The sequence below is a fragment of the Psychroflexus tropicus DSM 15496 genome (genome assembly GCF_000378765.1).
GTDB classification, from domain to species: domain Bacteria; phylum Bacteroidota; class Bacteroidia; order Flavobacteriales; family Flavobacteriaceae; genus Psychroflexus; species Psychroflexus tropicus.
Genome location: NZ_KB905343.1, coordinates 278,620 through 295,912, shown reverse-complemented (window position 1 = coordinate 295,912; position 17,293 = coordinate 278,620). Strand labels below are relative to the sequence as shown.

General features: G+C 35.2%; 15 protein-coding genes. 5 read left to right on the top strand and 10 right to left on the bottom strand.

What is annotated here, in order from left to right; all coding sequences use genetic code 11:
* Nucleotides 1-40: 40 nt before the first annotated feature.
* Nucleotides 41-514 carry a 23S rRNA (pseudouridine(1915)-N(3))-methyltransferase RlmH gene (rlmH, locus tag F598_RS0106170; RefSeq protein WP_019038157.1) on the top strand — a complete coding sequence of 158 codons (474 nt, stop codon included), beginning with the start codon at nucleotides 41-43 and terminating at the stop codon, nucleotides 512-514.
* A gap of 53 nt (nucleotides 515-567) precedes the next feature.
* Here the strand turns inward: rlmH and queA are convergent, their stop codons facing one another.
* From queA to F598_RS0106125, 9 genes are all read right to left on the bottom strand, one after another.
* Nucleotides 568-1,617, bottom strand: a complete 1,050-nt coding sequence (gene queA, locus F598_RS0106165) for a tRNA preQ1(34) S-adenosylmethionine ribosyltransferase-isomerase QueA (protein WP_026302551.1) — start codon at nucleotides 1,615-1,617, stop codon at nucleotides 568-570.
* 104 nt (nucleotides 1,618-1,721) lie between these two features.
* Nucleotides 1,722-2,933 carry a 3-phosphoshikimate 1-carboxyvinyltransferase gene (locus F598_RS0106160; protein WP_019038155.1) on the bottom strand — a complete coding sequence of 404 codons (1,212 nt, stop codon included), beginning with the start codon at nucleotides 2,931-2,933 and terminating at the stop codon, nucleotides 1,722-1,724.
* Nucleotides 2,930-3,187 carry a hypothetical protein gene (locus F598_RS0106155; RefSeq protein ID WP_019038154.1) on the bottom strand — a complete coding sequence of 86 codons (258 nt, stop codon included), beginning with the start codon at nucleotides 3,185-3,187 and terminating at the stop codon, nucleotides 2,930-2,932. Before F598_RS0106155 ends, F598_RS0106160 begins: the two co-directional genes overlap by 4 nt.
* Nucleotides 3,188-3,514 (bottom strand): nucleotide pyrophosphohydrolase, encoded by a 327-nt coding sequence (locus F598_RS0106150; RefSeq protein ID WP_019038153.1) that lies wholly within the window; start codon nucleotides 3,512-3,514, stop codon nucleotides 3,188-3,190.
* A gap of 2 nt (nucleotides 3,515-3,516) precedes the next feature.
* A complete protein-coding gene (locus tag F598_RS0106145) occupies nucleotides 3,517-5,490 on the bottom strand; it encodes a transglutaminase family protein (protein WP_019038152.1) in 1,974 nt (657 codons plus the stop codon).
* A 106-nt stretch (nucleotides 5,491-5,596) separates the two neighbouring features.
* Nucleotides 5,597-7,399 carry a DUF3857 domain-containing transglutaminase family protein gene (locus tag F598_RS14775; RefSeq protein ID WP_019038151.1) on the bottom strand — a complete coding sequence of 601 codons (1,803 nt, stop codon included), beginning with the start codon at nucleotides 7,397-7,399 and terminating at the stop codon, nucleotides 5,597-5,599.
* 43 nt (nucleotides 7,400-7,442) lie between these two features.
* Nucleotides 7,443-7,895: a D-aminoacyl-tRNA deacylase gene (gene dtd / locus F598_RS0106135; RefSeq protein WP_019038150.1), complete on the bottom strand. Its 453-nt coding sequence runs from the start codon at nucleotides 7,893-7,895 to the stop codon at nucleotides 7,443-7,445.
* A gap of 1 nt (nucleotide 7,896) precedes the next feature.
* Complete coding sequence (rsgA, locus tag F598_RS0106130) at nucleotides 7,897-8,853, bottom strand: ribosome small subunit-dependent GTPase A (protein ID WP_019038149.1); 957 nt, start codon at nucleotides 8,851-8,853, stop codon at nucleotides 7,897-7,899.
* 31 nt (nucleotides 8,854-8,884) lie between these two features.
* Nucleotides 8,885-9,964 (bottom strand): bifunctional 3-deoxy-7-phosphoheptulonate synthase/chorismate mutase type II, encoded by a 1,080-nt coding sequence (locus F598_RS0106125; protein ID WP_019038148.1) that lies wholly within the window; start codon nucleotides 9,962-9,964, stop codon nucleotides 8,885-8,887.
* A 141-nt stretch (nucleotides 9,965-10,105) separates the two neighbouring features.
* Here F598_RS0106125 and gldA point away from each other — a divergent pair, with 141 nt between their 5' ends.
* Genes gldA through F598_RS0106105 form a run of 4 tightly spaced genes read left to right on the top strand, consistent with a single transcriptional unit; the run spans nucleotide 10,106 to nucleotide 13,734 of the window.
* The gene (gene gldA / locus F598_RS0106120) at nucleotides 10,106-11,005 is read left to right on the top strand and encodes a gliding motility-associated ABC transporter ATP-binding subunit GldA (RefSeq protein WP_019038147.1); all 900 of its coding nucleotides are present in this window, start codon (nucleotides 10,106-10,108) and stop codon (nucleotides 11,003-11,005) included.
* A 52-nt stretch (nucleotides 11,006-11,057) separates the two neighbouring features.
* Nucleotides 11,058-12,002, top strand: coding sequence for a DUF368 domain-containing protein (locus F598_RS0106115; protein WP_019038146.1), 945 nt, complete (start codon nucleotides 11,058-11,060; stop codon nucleotides 12,000-12,002).
* A complete protein-coding gene (locus F598_RS0106110; protein ID WP_026302550.1) occupies nucleotides 11,980-12,996 on the top strand; it encodes a DUF368 domain-containing protein in 1,017 nt (338 codons plus the stop codon). Before F598_RS0106115 ends, F598_RS0106110 begins: the two co-directional genes overlap by 23 nt.
* A 3-nt stretch (nucleotides 12,997-12,999) precedes the next feature.
* Nucleotides 13,000-13,734, top strand: a complete 735-nt coding sequence (locus F598_RS0106105; RefSeq protein WP_019038144.1) for a shikimate dehydrogenase family protein — start codon at nucleotides 13,000-13,002, stop codon at nucleotides 13,732-13,734.
* A gap of 85 nt (nucleotides 13,735-13,819) precedes the next feature.
* On the opposite strand, the gene F598_RS0106100 is transcribed toward F598_RS0106105, so the two are convergent.
* Entirely contained in the window at nucleotides 13,820-17,041 is a 3,222-nt protein-coding gene (locus F598_RS0106100) for a cytochrome c biogenesis protein (RefSeq protein ID WP_019038143.1), read from the bottom strand.
* Nucleotides 17,042-17,293 lie beyond the last annotated feature (252 nt).

The following is a 17,293-nucleotide window of genomic DNA, read 5'->3' as shown; positions in this document are numbered from 1 at the left end:
TCTATTTTTGTGCATAACAAAGTTAAACTTTTTTGAACGGATGACCATCACACTTATCCTTGTAGGTAGAACAGATAGTAAGCATTTAGAAGCTCTGATAGCAGATTACAAAAAGCGATTATCTTTCTTCGTCAACTACAATGTTGTTCTTATTCCAGATTTAAAAAAAAGAAAGAACATGGACATCGAACTTCAAAAGGAAAAAGAAGGAGAATTGATACTTAATAAAGTCTCAACTTCAGATTTTGTTGTCCTTTTGGATGAGCAAGGAACAGAATACACCTCCACTAAAATGGCAAGTTGGCTTCAAAAACGAATGAATTCGGGCCTAAAAAATTTAGTGTTTGTTATTGGTGGACCTTACGGTTTTTCGCCTTCAGTCTACAAAAGAGGAAATCAACAACTCGCACTTTCCAAAATGACGTTTTCTCACCAAATGGTAAGATTATTTTTCACAGAACAACTCTACCGGGCGTTTACAATTTTGAAAAATTTACCCTATCATCACGAATAAAAAAAAGCTGACTCATGTATGTCAGCTTTTTAGTTTTAAGTTTTGTTTTTAGCTTACAATATCAGCATAGCATCTCCATAAGAATAAAATTTATATTTTTCTTTGATGGCTTCTTTATAGGCTTTTTCCATCAATTCGTGACCTGCAAACGCAGAGATCATCATCAACAACGTTGACTTTGGCATATGAAAATTAGTAATCATACAATTAGCTATACTAAAATCGTAGGGAGGGAAAATAAATTTGTTGGTCCAGCCATTATACTCATTTAAACGATGGTTGGAGCTTACAGCACTTTCGAGTGTTCTCATCACAGTGGTTCCAACTGCACATATTTTTCTTTTTTCAGATTTAGCACCGTTAATCACTTTGGTCGCCTTTTCATCAACCATGATTTGCTCACTATCCATTTTATGTTTAGACAAATCTTCAACTTCTACAGGATTGAATGTCCCGAGACCGATGTGTAGCGTCACTTCTGCAAAATCGATGCCTTTGATTTCCAATCGTTTTAAGAGGTGCTTAGAGAAGTGTAAGCCTGCCGTTGGAGCAGCAACAGCACCTTCTTCTTTAGCATATATGGTTTGGTAACGCTCTGCATCTTCTGGCACAACATCACGCTTGATGTATTTGGGAAGTGGAGTTTGGCCAAGTTCGGTCAGTTTATCTCTGAAATCCTGATAAGAACCATCATATAAAAATCTCAGGGTCCTTCCTCTATTGGTGGTATTATCTATAACCTCAGCTACCAGACTCTCATCTTCGCCGAAATAAAGTTTGTTACCTATTCTTATTTTTCTGGCTGGATCTACTAAAACATCCCATAATCGTGTTTCAGGATTGAGCTCTCTCAACAGAAATACTTCAATTTTAGCGCCTGTTTTTTCTTTATTTCCATAAAGCCTAGCAGGGAAAACTTTGGTATTATTGAACACCATGACGTCTTTTTCATCGAAGTAATCGATGACATCTTTAAACATTTTGTGCTCAATTGAACCATCTTTTCGGTTTACCACCATTAATTTAGCTTCATCCCTATGTTCTGAAGGAAATTCTGCTAAAAGATCATCAGGTAAAGTAAAGTCGAATTGTGAAAGTTTCATTCCCATAGTCTAGATTTTTTTAAAAACGCAAATATACTACCTCGGAATAGCCGTTGTCAAGTAAATTGTAGTTTATTTAGCTTAAAAGCTTGTAATAGCAGATTTTACGAGATGCCTAAGATTTTCATTTCTTCCCAAAAGCTTGGAAATGACTTGGAGACGACCTCTGGCTCTAAAATTTGTAAACCTGTTTTGATCGCTAAAGGCGCAAAAGCCATTGCCATCCTGTGGTCCTGGTAGGTTTTTACCTGAACATTTGAATTCAAATTAGCTTCAGCTTTTAAGTGAAGAGATTCTGAAGTGATTTCAACGATAGCTCCAAACTTTTCAATTTCATTTTTCAAAGCGACTAAACGATCGGTTTCTTTGACCTTGAGCGTATGAAGACCCGTTAATAAACATTCTACCCCTAAACCTAAGCAGCTAACAGCAATGGTTTGAGCCAGGTCTGGTGTATCATTCAAGTCGAGTTCAATAAATTCTGGAATTTGAAAGTTTTCCTCTTTTGAAAGTCGGATCGACTGCTCTTGGAACTCGGTATGAATACCAAATAGTTTATAATATTCTGCCACCTTAGAATCTCCCTGTAAGCTGTTTTTATAGTACGTTGAAAGTTCAATACTCCCTAAATCTCGTAAGGCTAAACAACTATAAAAATAAGATGCTGAACTCCAGTCTGATTCTACTGCAACAGTTTTATCAGAAATTGCACTTTTGGGTTGGATACTGATTTGGTTTTTATCAAAATCGACCTTTACGCCAATATTCCGAAGCGCCTGTGCTGTCATTTTCAGATAAGGCTTAGAAGTCACTTTAGACTCTAATCTGATTTTCAAGCCTTTTGTAAGCGAAGGTGAAATAAGCATTAAGGCTGTTATGTATTGACTGCTGACATTAGCAGAAATAGAAATTTCGTCTTTGGTTAAGGTTGTGCCTTTGATTTTCAATGGCGGAAAACCCTCGGTCTTTTCATATTGAATATCTGCTCCAAGCTCGCGCATGGCTTCAACGAGGATTCCGATGGGTCTTTCCTGCATTCTTGAGCTTCCTGTTAAAGTAACTTCATAACCAGATCTAGAAGACAAATAAGCGGTGAGAAATCGCATAGCTGTTCCCGCATGATGAATATCCACAACAGGTGTTGTCGTAGATAAAGCCTTTTGAAGCACCTGGGTATCATCGCTATTCGATAAACCATTCAGTTCTAAATTGGGGAAAATGGCTTGTAATATTAAATAGCGGTTGGAAATGCTCTTAGAGCCAGTAATATCAAAAGAAAAATGTTGAGCCTGAGGAGGAGCATAGCTTAACTTCATCGAGCATCATTTTTTTTGATATTACCTCTAAATTTTAAAAAGGTAACAACAAAACCATATACAAATCCACTCATAATATTGGCGACAAAGAATCTAAGTAAATTATCTTTAGCGAATCTGTTTTCAGCATACAGCTTCCAGTCAAAATCATAGCCAATCCAAACATCGATAATATTGTATATAAAAATAAAGCCTATAGCGAGACTTATTACAGAACGCCAAAAGCCTTTAGCAGAAATCACACGTTGAAACATTTACTTCAGTTTTGGGTTATTTTGATGCCGGTAGTGATCGCGCTGTGTTTTTAAATTCAATTTCTCATCAAATGCTTTTTGCAAATCAATTCCGGTTTGATTAGCCAAACATAAAACAACAAAGACCACATCTGCAAGCTCTTCTCCAAGATCTTTAGCTTTGTCACTCTCCTTTTCGCTTTGCTCTCCGTATCTTCTGGCTATAATTCTGGCGACTTCTCCTACCTCTTCGGTGAGCTGAGCCATATTGGTAAGTTCATCAAAATAACGGACCCCATGTTCTTTTATCCAACGATCTACAGCCTTTTGAGCATCTTCTATATTCATAATTAAGATTTTACGAGAACAATTTTTTCATTTTCTTTATTCATCAAAGAAATGTAAAAATCTCGTAAATTCTTATAATCTTGTGGTAGAATTATTGGTGTGTTAATCTCATGCTTAACGTTTACAGATATGATGTTTTGGTTTCCATTAACTAAGTAGGTTAATTTGGAAACATCATTTCCAAGCTGAAGAATTTCTTGCTTTGGTATGTAATCGATCTTATAATCCGAAGGTATTTTGATTACGATAAAGTATTCTAAAATCCTAGGATGGGTAAAATCAACTGGGTAAATTCTTTTTTCTTTTTTAAACGGATTTTCTTCCATTTTCAAAAACAACATCGGAGATAGGTAAAGTTTATTTCCGATTTCTTCGACGAATTTCTCTTTTCCAGAAAATGAGAAATTTTCAACCAAGGGTTTGCTTCGGTCTTTCAAATTTAAGCTGGATATATCATTGATTTTTGCTGCATTGAAATTTTTCTCATATCTCAATTTTAATTCTTCAGGACTTTTTTTATAAATTAATTTTCTAGTTTTTAAAGCAAATTGATCCTGAGAGATTATTCTGCACTTTCCAAGTATTTCTCCCTTATCATTGAGCTCAGCTTGTATTTGGTATTTCTTGCTTGAATGTAATGAGGGGACTAAGTCTATTGTTTTAAAGCCATTTTCTTTTATTACAGTTCCATTCCAATTCAATAAACGCTTTGGTAAAACATTAGGCGAGGAAAATTCCTCAGTGGCATCGAGTAAGAATTCCTGTCCATTTATATCGACGTGAGTAAATACATAATTGAAACCAGACAGCGTTGGAAACAAGGGAACCCCTTTAGATATTGTACTTGAAATTATAGGGTTAGCATCTAAACCTGCAGCTCTAAGCATTGCTGTAAGCATAAGATTAATATCTGCTGAGTTGCCTAAACCTTCTTCATAAACTCGATGAAGTTTATCGCTAGTGTACTTTCGCTCTTTCTCATTCCAGGTCATCTTAGTCTTCACAAACTCAAAGATGGCATTCATTTTATCCTCAGGTAAACTAAGGTCTTTAAGTATTCGATTTAGATCGTCTTCAAAATATCTGGTCCTTGCTAATTCCCTTTCATAGGAGTCTGATTCTGACATGGTTTTTACTACATCATCCCATGTTCTAGCAACTGATTTTTGTGTTCCGTACTTGTTTGTTCTAAATGAAGAAAGCTCATAACTAATGGTTGGAAGATAATTATCGATGTTATTGAGATAAGGTTCTTCTTCTATTTTAGGCACATCTAAGGCGACGCTTATGGTTTCCTCTACCGTAGTTCTCATTGTTCCTGTACCAACAAACAAATTCCCTTCTACAATATTTCTAGAACTCTCAAAAGCAAGGTAACCTTGTGTCCTAATATTGTATGCTATATATTCATTAGGAATTCTTGTGGTGTATTCTGAGTATCTAGTCGGAATATCATCCTGAAAAACCCATTTTGGAAGATTATTAATATGTGGAGAGTCGATGGTGTAGGAATATTCAATGATTACACCATCTTGTATCCTTGGGATTGTAAATTTTTTGGCCTCCCACATTTCGCTAAGGTCCAAATCAAAAACGTCTCTGTTTCTAATTTTGTCTCGTTCCACTTCACCATCTTCTTCGTAATAGACATAACCATCAATTTTCGAAACAGACTCTCTATCAGAGTTGAGTTCGCCAACAAAATAAGGAATCTGAACATTAGCTTCATCGTAGCCTTCTTGATTGTAAATTTTAATTCGTCTTACTACCACATACTTGTATTGAAAACCATCTAAAACTGAAAAAGTAACTTTGCCTTTTTCATACAGTACTTCAGCAGCAGTAGTAGAATCTAAAGAGCTTTGGCGCTCTCGCAACATTTCCAATGTCACCTCTTTCAATTCTCTAGGCTTGTGCTGAGCAAATAGATTAATAATACTAAATAACAGGAATGTAAATGTTAAGAGTTTTTGCATAATTTTGGTATTTGCTTATGAAATTTTCAAACTTAGTTTGGTAGAATCGTAATTTGCTATATCATCGAAGAAATCTACAAATTCAGGATAGTCGGATTTGTTATAGTTATTTTTTTTTCAACTTAAAATAGCGTTTCACAATCAATTTATTTTTGACAACTTGAAAGTTCAATTTGTAGGTTCCAAACCTAGTATTGAGTTCTACATCTTCGAGGTCAACATTTAAAGAAAGTTGACTTAGATCAAAAATAAATTCATCTTCATCTACGAAGCCTCTTTCAACACTAAAGGGTGTTTTTCTTTCATCATATTTTGGTAAACTGATTTGAAATTTATTGAATGGATTGACATCTAAAATCAAATCATTACCGTAAATCTTGATATAGTTATCAATCTGAACATCCACCTTTTCCGTAAAGCTAATTTTAGGCTTATCATTATCGAAAGCATAAGAGTTTAGTTTCAATTCTTTTAGATTATCCCAATAAGACTGATAATGCTTTTCGATTTCACTTGGATTCTTTCCCTCGAGATGGTAGCGATTATCATATTGAGATCCCTGAGTTATAATCTCAACAGAAGCCTTGATAAGTTTCTGGTTAATTTTGATTTCTGCTTTGGTAAATTGATGGTTATCTTCTTCAGTAAATGATGGGGTTTTCATGATTTCACCTCCAGAAGCAGTAACAGCAAATACTTGCCTATCATCTGTAAATGTTCCTAAAAAGTTAAATGGAATATCCTGACTTGTACATTCCAACCAAATATCAGAACCTTCTTCATTAGGAATGTTTAGAATGACATGATTTCCTTGCATAGATGGAAATTCTTGTTCTATATCAGTAATTTCTGTGCCTGCATTAACCACACAATAGTTAGACTCAATCCCTGCAGCGCTTAATAGCGCTTTGGTGTAATTAGTCAAGCCTTTACAATCTCCGTATTTTTTTTCATCTACTTCTTCAGCTGAAATCGGCTTCCACCCCCCTAAACCTATTTGTACACTTATATAACGCATTTGATCTTGTACATAATTGTAAATAGCTCTAGCTTTTTGGGCAGTACTTGTAAGCCCTCCTGTAAGTTCGTGAACTTTAGCTATAGTAGACTCTGGTAACTCGTCTTGACCACTAAGTAAGTGTTGATATTGCCAATAACCAAAATCTTTCCAACTATTGAATTCACCAGTCTCACCTTCTAATTTAAACTTTGATAGAGCAAATCTTATCTTAGGTGTAAAAGAACTTAAGGAACTACTGTATGCTTCTCTGGGAATAGCAGGTAGATTATTAACTTCATAATGATGCGATTTAGAAGTTAAAGTCTTTGTGACCGTTTCATCTACAAAATCATTTTCAAAAGACCTCAGCTCTACACCTGCATTATTGTTTATTTTAAAAGTTGACTTTTGTACAGACTGGTAATAATTAGTGTAGGGGTTGAAACTCTGAATAAAAGCAGTATTATTGGATTTAAGTTCTTTTTCAAAACGAATCGTTATGGGGTAACTTACAGGGGTATACTCCAAATATTTCACTCTATCGTCTTGATATAAACTAAAATTAGCCACAGCACTTACATCCGTGAAATCTCTTTCCTTAAATTTCTTAATCTCTTGACCAAAAGCATTATAAACTGTTACTTTTAAGTTCTTAATTTTTGTTGATTTATCATAATGAGCATATAAATCAACACTAGACATCCCGTTTTTATTGAGCACCGTAATCACTTTATCTTCATTAATGTAGATATCATCATAATCATTTATCTCTAAATGAATATCATGACTCCTAATGACAGAATTAGATCTTTTGGTTAGACTTGAAGGTAAATTGTTTAACGAATATTGGTTTTGAGCTTTAACAGAGGTTAGAGTCAAAACAACAAGCAGGAATAAGATTTTTTTCATAGAAATCAAAACTATAAAAAAATCTTAAAAAATGTCAATAAAATTAAAACTTATTCTTACTATCTAGAATAAATGTAACTGGCCCATCATTAACGGAGATGACTTTCATATGGGCTCCAAATTTACCAGTTTGAATTTGTTTTCCTTGCTTTAATTCTAGCATCTCTACAAATTCCTGGTATTTTTCTTCTGCCTCTTCAGGTTTTGCAGCTGCAGTAAAACTAGGCCTATTTCCCTTCTTAAGTGAAGCATGCAAAGTAAATTGACTCACAATTAAAAATTCACCTTCAGCCTCATTTATATTTAAATTCATCTTGCCTTCTTTGTCTGAGAAAATCCTTAGTTGAGTCATTTTTTTGATTAGCCATTCCATATCCTCTTTGGTGTCGCTATTCCCTATACCGAGATAGACTAACAGGCCATGGTTAATACTTCCAGAAATTTCAGTATCTATTTCTACTGAAGCATTCATAACTCTTTGTAATATTACCTTCATTTTATCTTAAATCTTGAAAGGGATCTTTCCTAAAACTTTCATCTTCTTCACCTTCCATAATTTGTAAATAACTTTTGTACCTGGAGTAAGCCAGGTCATCGTCTGCCAACGCCTGTTTCACAGCACATTTAGGTTCATCTACATGAATACAATTATTGAACTTACACTTTGGTTTAAGCTTAAAGAACTCAGGAAAATAATTGTCGAGGGTATATTTATCAATATCAACTACACCGAAGCCTCTTATACCAGGCGTATCAATGATTTGTCCTCCAAAATGTAGTTCATGCATTTCTGCAAATGTTGTGGTATGTTGACCCTGCCTATGCTGCTCAGAGATTTCTGAAGTTTTGATGTTTAACTCAGGTTCTATAGCGTTTACCAAAGTAGACTTCCCAACCCCGCTATGACCAGCAAAAACACTCACCTTATCTTTCATTAAGGCTTTTACCTGATCTATATTTTCACCGGTTTCTGCTGAAATACCAATAGAGGTATAGCCAATTTCCCTATATAACTCAGCCAGGTATTTCATCTCTGCAAACTCCTCTAAACAATAGTCATCAACTTTATTTATGAGGATGACAACTGGTATATGATAAGCTTCTGCAGTAACCAAAAACCGATCTATAAATGTAGTACTGGTAGGAGGATTATTATGAGTGATCAATAAGAAGGCTTGATCAATATTTGCAGCGATGATGTGGGTTTGCTTAGAAAGATTAACAGATTTACGAATAATATAATTTTTCCTGTCTAATATCTCTTTTATAATCCCAATAGTTTCATCTCCTTTGGTCTCCGTATCAATTTCAACATGATCACCAACTGCAATGGGATTCGTACTTTTTATCCCCTGAAGACGAAACTTACCTTTGATTCTGGAATTATAGATTTTCCCATCCTCGGCTTTCACGAGGTACCAACTCCCAGTAGATTTATAAACAACCGCCTTCATCTACTTATTTTTGAATTGGTTCTTATCATATTTACTGGCTTATAATTTTATGTTGATGAGCAATAGATTCTTCATGAACAGCCTTAGTAAGGCGTTCTACAAAGTCTTTAGATAACCGATTTTTTTCACCCTCTAAAGTTAGTGTATTCAAAACTTTACTCCAACGATCAGGCTGAAGAATGGCAACATTATTAGCCTTTTTTAATTCTCCAATTTCATCAACGACCTGCATACGCTTTCCTAAAAACTCAATGATTTGATGATCTATCACATCAATTTTAGATCTTAAGCCTTTAAGATTTTTGTTGAATTCTTCAGCACCTTCCTTATTTCTAATACGTAAATCTATCGTCATTTGCTTTAAAAAATCGGGTGTGATTTGCTGTGCCGCATCACTCCAGGCTTTATCTGGGGTGTGATGAGTTTCCACAATCATACCATCATAATTTAGATCCAACGCGGTCTGGCATATATCAAATACCAAATTCCTGTCTCCAGCGATATGCGATGGATCTACCAGGATTGGTAAATCTGGGAATTGATTCTGAAGATCGATAGCGATTTGCCATTCAGGATTATTCCTGTATTTGATTTTTTCATAGGTGGAGAAACCTCTATGAATGACGCCAAGATTTTTAATGTTGGCATTGTAGAGTCGTTCTACACCACCAAGCCATAAAGCTAAATCTGGATTTACAGGATTCTTTACCAATACAATCTTATCTGTTCCTTCCAGTGCATCTGCAATTTCTTGAACGATAAATGGACTCACAGTGCTTCTTGCTCCAATCCACAAGACGTCTACTCCAGCTTTTAAAGCCAAGTCTACGTGGGTTTTGTTTGCCACCTCGGTAGCAATCATAAGCCCGGTTTCATTTTTAGCCTTCTTGAGCCACTCAAGACCTATAGCCCCAACACCTTCAAAATTTCCAGGTCGTGTTCTTGGTTTCCAGATTCCAGCCCTCATCACTGTGGCATCAGAATCTTTCAATTGGTGGGCTATGTTTAGGACTTGTTCTTCAGTTTCTGCACTACAGGGACCAGCGATAACAAGAGGATGATCCAAACTCATCTTTGTTAACCAGTTTTTTAAAGTCTTATCGTTTTTCATAGCCACAAAATTAACCTTAAATGTTAGAAATCAAAGGCATTTAGCTTGGTTTTAAGCAAGCCACTCAAAATATGGTACAATGAGTTTCTTTTGTGAATTCGTAACGATATTTAATTCGTATTTTTGAATAAAACTTAGTGTATGTCAATTGAGGTTAATTCTATTTCAAAATCATATCAACAACAAGAGGTTTTAAAGAATATCAATTTCAAAATAAATAAAGGTGAAGTTGTAGGTTTACTAGGACCTAATGGTGCTGGAAAATCTACACTGATGAAAATTTTAACCGGTTTTATAAGTCCAACAGCAGGACAGGCCAGTGTCAATGATCTGAAATTAAAAACAGCCAAGACTGATATACAAAAACAAATCGGGTATTTGCCAGAGCACAATCCTATTTATTTAGAAATGTACATCAAAGAATACCTTAATTTTCATGCTAAACTTTTCAACAGTCCGAAGGAACGCATTCAAAAAGTTATCCAACAGACAAAGCTTGAAAAGGAAATTGGAAAGCGAATTTATCAATTATCAAAAGGGTATAGACAACGGGTAGGACTTGCAGCAGCTTTACTGCATGACCCCGACATTTTGATCCTGGATGAACCTACAACAGGTTTAGATCCCAACCAACTTATAGAAATACGGGAGCTCATTAAGTCTATTAGTAAAGACAAGACCATACTATTATCCACTCACATTATGCAGGAAGTGGAAGCTATTTGTGATCGTGTCATCATTATTAATAAAGGACAGATTGTATCCGACAGGAAAATGCAAGATCTCAATGATGAAAATCAACAGGTTATAGAAGTTGAATTCAATTACAGAATCGAAGAGGTGGCTTTAAAAGAAATTGGAAAAGTATCAAATATTAAAAATACTACTCGATTTAGATATGAGATTACTTTTGATACAACAGTAGATAAACGAGCAGACGTATTTGATTTCGCTTATGATAAAGGTTTGAAAATTATTGAATTACACAAAAAAAATAAGAACCTAGAAAGTCTATTTATAGAGCTCACAAAAGAATCATAGCGGCTTCCCTATTTAATTTTTTCAACTTACTTTTGAAATTGTCAATCTTACTATGAAAAGAAATTTAAAATCTTACCTCACCATAAGTCTTAAAGGGCTTGGTATGGGAGCTGCAGATGTTGTACCTGGTGTTTCCGGAGGGACTATTGCTTTTATAACTGGTATTTACGAAGAGTTAGTTACTACTATAGCTAATGTTGATTTTGGTTTAATCAAAACCTGGAAAAAAGAAGGCTTCGGTAAGATGTGGGAAAACTTAAATGGAAGTTTTATTCTTGCTTTGCTCCTTGGTATTTTTTTTAGTGTTTTTACATTAATGAGGCTCACCAATTATCTTTTAGAAACCTACCCTATTATTGTCTGGTCGTTTTTCTTTGGATTGGTATTGGCGAGTGTCTGGTACGTGGGAAAACAAATTGACCGGTGGAATGTAAAACTTGTTTCCTTTGCCCTGCTAGGCCTGATAATTGCTTATGGTATTACTTTATTAGCTCCTGCAGACGGAATTGAGCATCCACTTTATTACCTACTTTGTGGTTCAATAGCTATCTGCGCAATGATACTGCCAGGTATTTCAGGAGCCTTTATACTCGTTTTAATGGGAGCTTACAAATCTATAACCGAGGCTGTTTCTGAATTTAATTTACAGGTTGTAGGACTTGTGGGGCTTGGAGCTATTATCGGCATCTTGAGTTTTTCCAGAATTTTAAAATGGCTATTCAATCATTATAAAGCTATCACTCTGGCCATTTTAACTGGATTCATTGCTGGATCTTTAAATAAAATTTGGCCTTGGAAAAAAGTTCTGGAAACAGAGCTAGTAAAAGGCAAAGATGTCATCCTGAAAGAAGTTTCTGTACTCCCTCAGAATTTTGATGGAGATCCCAAACTATTCGCTGCTAGCCTTGCAGCTATCTTTGGGTTTTTACTCATTCTTTTTTTAGAAAAAATAGCCGAAAATCAACCCCTTTCTCATGCAGAGCACAAGGACAGTTAGTGATAAAATATTCCTTTTCTTGAAGGGACTAGCCATGGGTGCAGCCAATAAAGTACCTGGAGTATCTGGTGGAGTTGTCGCATTTGTTGCTGGTTTCTACGAGGAGTTCATTTATTCATTACAGAAATTTAATCTTAAATCCTTGAAACTTTTATTTAATGGAAGGTTTAGGAGTTTTTTCCAATATATCAATGCTAAGTTTCTATTCCTTTTGATATTAGGCATGGTTTTTAGTTATTTCAGCGTTTCTAAACTCTTAGATTACCTCATAGAACATTTTGAATTATATGTCTGGGCCTCATTCTTCGGAATGATTATCGGTTCTATTTATTACATCGGAAAGGATTTCGAAATCAAGTCCCTCAGAACTATAATCTTTATTATTTTAGGAGTTTTGGCTGGACTTAGCATAAGCTTTTTAAAGCCTGCAACAGAAAATGATCATTTACTGTTTGTATTTTTTTGTGGAATCATCAGTGTTTCTGGAATGACTTTACCAGGTTTATCGGGATCTTTTATTTTGATTTTGTTAGGAAATTATGTTTTACTTTTAGTTGATTCTGTGAATGCGCTTTATGATACTATTGCAGATGTACTAAAGGGAGACTTCAGTTTTACCAAAGACTTGAAGCGAATACGTTTGCTTGAAGTTCTAACATCGTTCACTGCAGGATCCTTATTTGGGTTAATCACACTTTCTCATTTACTGAATTATGTTTTAAAACATTATAAGAAAATTACATTTTCCATCATTATTGGGTTTATTACAGGTAGTTTAGGTGTAGTTTGGCCCTGGAAAGAGAAAATATTTAAGAAAAACAATATGGGAGAAGTCTTGGTAGACACCAACGGCGATCCGGTGTTGGATAATTACTCAAGATATTTGCCCGAATTTTCAGAAATTAGTACTTGGGTAGCAATCTTTTTTATTATCATAGGAATTTTAATAGTTTTGAGCCTTGCTTGGTATGGTAGGCAAAGAAAAACAACATAACACATGAAAACATACGGACTTATTGGAAAAAATATAGATTATTCTTTCTCAAAATCTTATTTCAATACAAAGTTTAATAATGAAGCCATCAAGGCAAAATACATCAACTACGATATAGATGACATTAAAGAAATCAAACAGATTGTCGGAAATTCCATCGAATTAGCTGGTCTAAATGTTACTATCCCCTATAAAGAAAAAGTCATACCATTCTTGGATGAAATTGACTCCCAAGCGGAACGTATCGGAGCTGTAAACACAATTAAAATTGAAAACAAAAAACTAATAGGTTATAATACAGACGTTTTTGGTTTCACAAAATCAATCTTTTCATTGATTGCTCCAAATCATGAAGCCGCATTGATTTTGGGTACAGGAGGAGCTGCAAAGGCAGTTAGACATGCACTAGTTTCTATGGGCTATCAAATCAATTTTGTCTCAAGAGACAAAGATAAAGGCGACTTTACCTATGAAGACCTGAATGCTGAAGTTATTAATAGTCACCAACTCATTGTGAATTGTACACCGCTTGGCACACATCCAGATGTTAACCAATGTCCTCCTATTCCATTCGAATTCATCAATGAGGCGCATTTACTTTATGATTTGATTTATAACCCTTCTATCACCAGTTTTTTAGCTCAAGGCAAAGAGAAAGGAGCACAGATTATAAATGGTGAGCAGATGCTGATCGCTCAGGCCGAAAAAGCTTGGGATATTTGGAATGAAGAAGATTAATCGGTAATAGGTTAAGTTAAATACTTATTCAAAAAGCCCCTTATACAATTGAAAGGGGCTTTTTTTTAATTATATGACTAAAGGCTTAATAGTATTTTTTATACTTCCATTTGGCTGCAAATCCTAAGGCTAACCACACGGCCAGCGCTATAATGATGAATTGGTAACTGATGATTTGATCACCACTAGCGTAAGAGTGTAAACCTGTAAGGTAGAAATTCACTCCAAAATAAGTCATCAATATAGAGCCGAAGGCAATAACTGCTCCCCAATTGAAGGCAAAAAGCCCTCTTAAACCAGGGACCAGTCTCATGTGAATCACAAAGGCATAAACGAAAATACTAATTAAAGCCCAGGTTTCTTTGGGATCCCAGCCCCAGTATCTTCCCCAGCTTTCGTTAGCCCATTGACCGCCTAAAAAGTTACCAATAGTTAACATTACTAAGCCAACAGTTAGCGCTAACTCGTTAATTATAGTGAGCTCCTGAATGTTTAATTTCATTTTCTTGAAATTGGACTTATTAGTAGCAATAATTAGAATAAGCGATACCAAACCAATTATAGCACCTAAAGCAAAGGGACCATAACTACCAACAATAACCGCAACGTGGATCATCAGCCAGTAAGAATCTAGTACAGGCTGTAAGTTTCCAATAGTAGGGTCTAACCAATTCCAATGAGCAACCATCAATATTATGGAGGTAACAAAAGCTGTTGAACCCATGGTCAAGTCACTTTTACGCCCGAAGGCAAGACCAAAAAACATGGTAGCCCAGGCTACATAAATCATACTCTCATAAGCATTACTCCAGGGCGCATGACCAGAAATATACCATCTGGCTACCAAACCTGCTGTATGTGCTAAGAATAATCCAACTAATAAGACTTTACTTGCACTTATAACATATTTGTTGAGTTTATTTTCTTTGAAAATTCTCATAATGACGAAAACAATCATGAGTAAACTCACATATAAATAATATTGAAAAAGCAGGTTGAAAATATCAATCTTATTATATAAAATCTCAGCTTCGACTTTATCTTCAGAAGGCATCACTTCAGATCCATATTTCTCTTGGAAGGATTTTAAACTCAAAAGCAGTTCATCTGCTTGATCATAGTCTCCTGTAGATCTTGCAGATCGTAAAGACTGCATGTATAGTGGAAGCACCTGTTTGGTATATAAAGTATCTACCCCGGTAAAATATCGCTCATCATCCAACTCTGGATAGGACACCCATTTGTTATTAGGATGATCTGGGATAGGAAATATTTTGAACTGCTCACCCATCAAGGTGTTATAAATCAAATTGACTTTCTCATCGGCTGTGATAAAATCCTTTTGAAATTGATTTGGTACAGCCGCTTTGTAAGCTGCATCAAGAAATGGACTCAACTTGTATTCTGCTGTTTGGGGATCAAAAAAGTCTGTAAGAGACACATATTCTTTCTCTTCCTCTACACCTAAAACGTGATGAATACTATCATTTTTAGCTTTAATCGAAATTAATGGCGCTGAATACCAAATATTAGGATTTTCGATCATCGATAGCAAGACCTGATCGCTGTTGAGATCATTATATTCATCTTGTTTACCAAGCTTTCTCAATAATTCTGAAGAATATGTATTGATGGGTTTCATCCTTCCACCAAAATCCTGAATGATCAATTCTCCAAATTTTGCAGCATGAGCTTTGCTCACTTTGTTGGCTTGTATCATTTTAATGACCTTGTCATAGTCCACTTTTGGGATGATATCATGATCATTATGAGATGCTGCAAGCGTATCTTGAACTTCTGCTGGCTCTTCCACCACATTACCGTTCTCTGTCTGAGCGAAACTAGTTAACCCAAAAAACAAAATAAAAATGCTGGTGAGTTTTGCTTTTTTCTGCTTGATTTTATCCAGTTTCTTTCTCAAATCTCCAAAACGAGACCCTCTGTCAAACATAATGGCCATTAGCCCCAGATAAAGTAAAAAGTAACCGATATAAGTAATCCAAGTTCCCCACCAGTCATTATTGACAGATAATATTGTTCCGCCTTCGTCGGGATCAAAAGAAGATTGGAAAAATCGATAGCCTTTATGATCTAAAACATGATTCATGTAGATATCGTAAGGATAAGAGTTACTGCCATCAACCACTTCTACTTTGCTCATAAAAGATTTATAACTAGGCTGTCTTCTTTCTTCGGTTCCCGGATGCTTTTCTGCGATAAAATCATTTAATTTTAGAGCAAACGGAAGTTCAATATCTTTACTACCATAACTCAGATAAATGTCATAATCGCCAACAGCAATCTTTTTCATATCCATCTGGAAGCCTTTGCCTCCTAAGAGTCCAATTTTTTCAGTCTGTCCATTTGCAGTAACCTGAACGAATATCCCGTCAGGATCATTTTTATTAGCAATTTCTTTAGGTACGAGATCATATTTTCCTTTAATAGCGGGCTCGGGAATTACAAACTGCATTCCACCAACGTTATATAGTGAACGCATTTGTAATTCTTCAGTAGTATCTTTAGGCAATTGACCTTTTTTCTGATCTGCCATACGCATCCAATCGCCTTCAAATGGTGAGTTTATGGTAAAACCAACTTCATTATTGCCAACAATATTTATTGCTCCATCTGTTTGCTTATTCAAAGCAAAAAGAATATTGTGAATGTTAGCCACTTCACCTGCTCTTAAATAATGGTCGTGTCTGTTACCATCTCCAGCTTCTACGATTTTTAAAAAATAATCTCCATCTTCAGCTTCAATAACACCCTCTTCAGCACCTTCTATGTACTCTAGGAATTCAAATTGAATAGCGTTACCATTATAATCTGTATTTATAGTTTTACCTTCAGTAATGGCAGGACCGAGATCTACTTTAAATTCTTGTTTTTTCCTTAGAGGTTCTCCATCGATCTCACCATCGATAAATGTAGATAAATAAGTTTTTTCTGAAAGCATTGTATTCTCGACTTCACCTTCTCTTATCGGCATGATACCCTCTTCTCCTATGTATCTGGTTACCCATGCTCCTACCAAAATCAAAATAAAAGATAAATGGAGTAAGAGTGTGGTCCATTTTTTCTTTCGCAGTAACTTGTATCTAAAAATATTACCTATGAAATTGATGACGAAAAACACCATGATTACCTCAAACCACCAAGCATCATAAATCCATTCCCGAGCGGTAACAGTTGCGTATGAATTTTCAATAAAAGTACCTACAGCCATAGCGACTGCGTAGACCACAAAAAGCACAGCCATCAGCCTTGTGGAAAATAAAATATTCTTAATCTTTTTTTCTAACATAATTTCAGAAATATCGAACTGCAAAGATACTCAATAAGGCATGAATTTTAAAGTATATGCATGCTTACGAACGTTGAAGTTCTGTTAATTAAATCGACTTGATTTCAAGAACTTATAGTTAATTTTTTGGAGATTATTGAGTTTTAATAATTGTGAGTTTAATTTTCATTTAAATTTTATAATTTAAGCTGGTTTTAATGAAATTTGACTCTCAGCTTTGTATCAATTTCTAAAAATGAACCTTACCTTTGT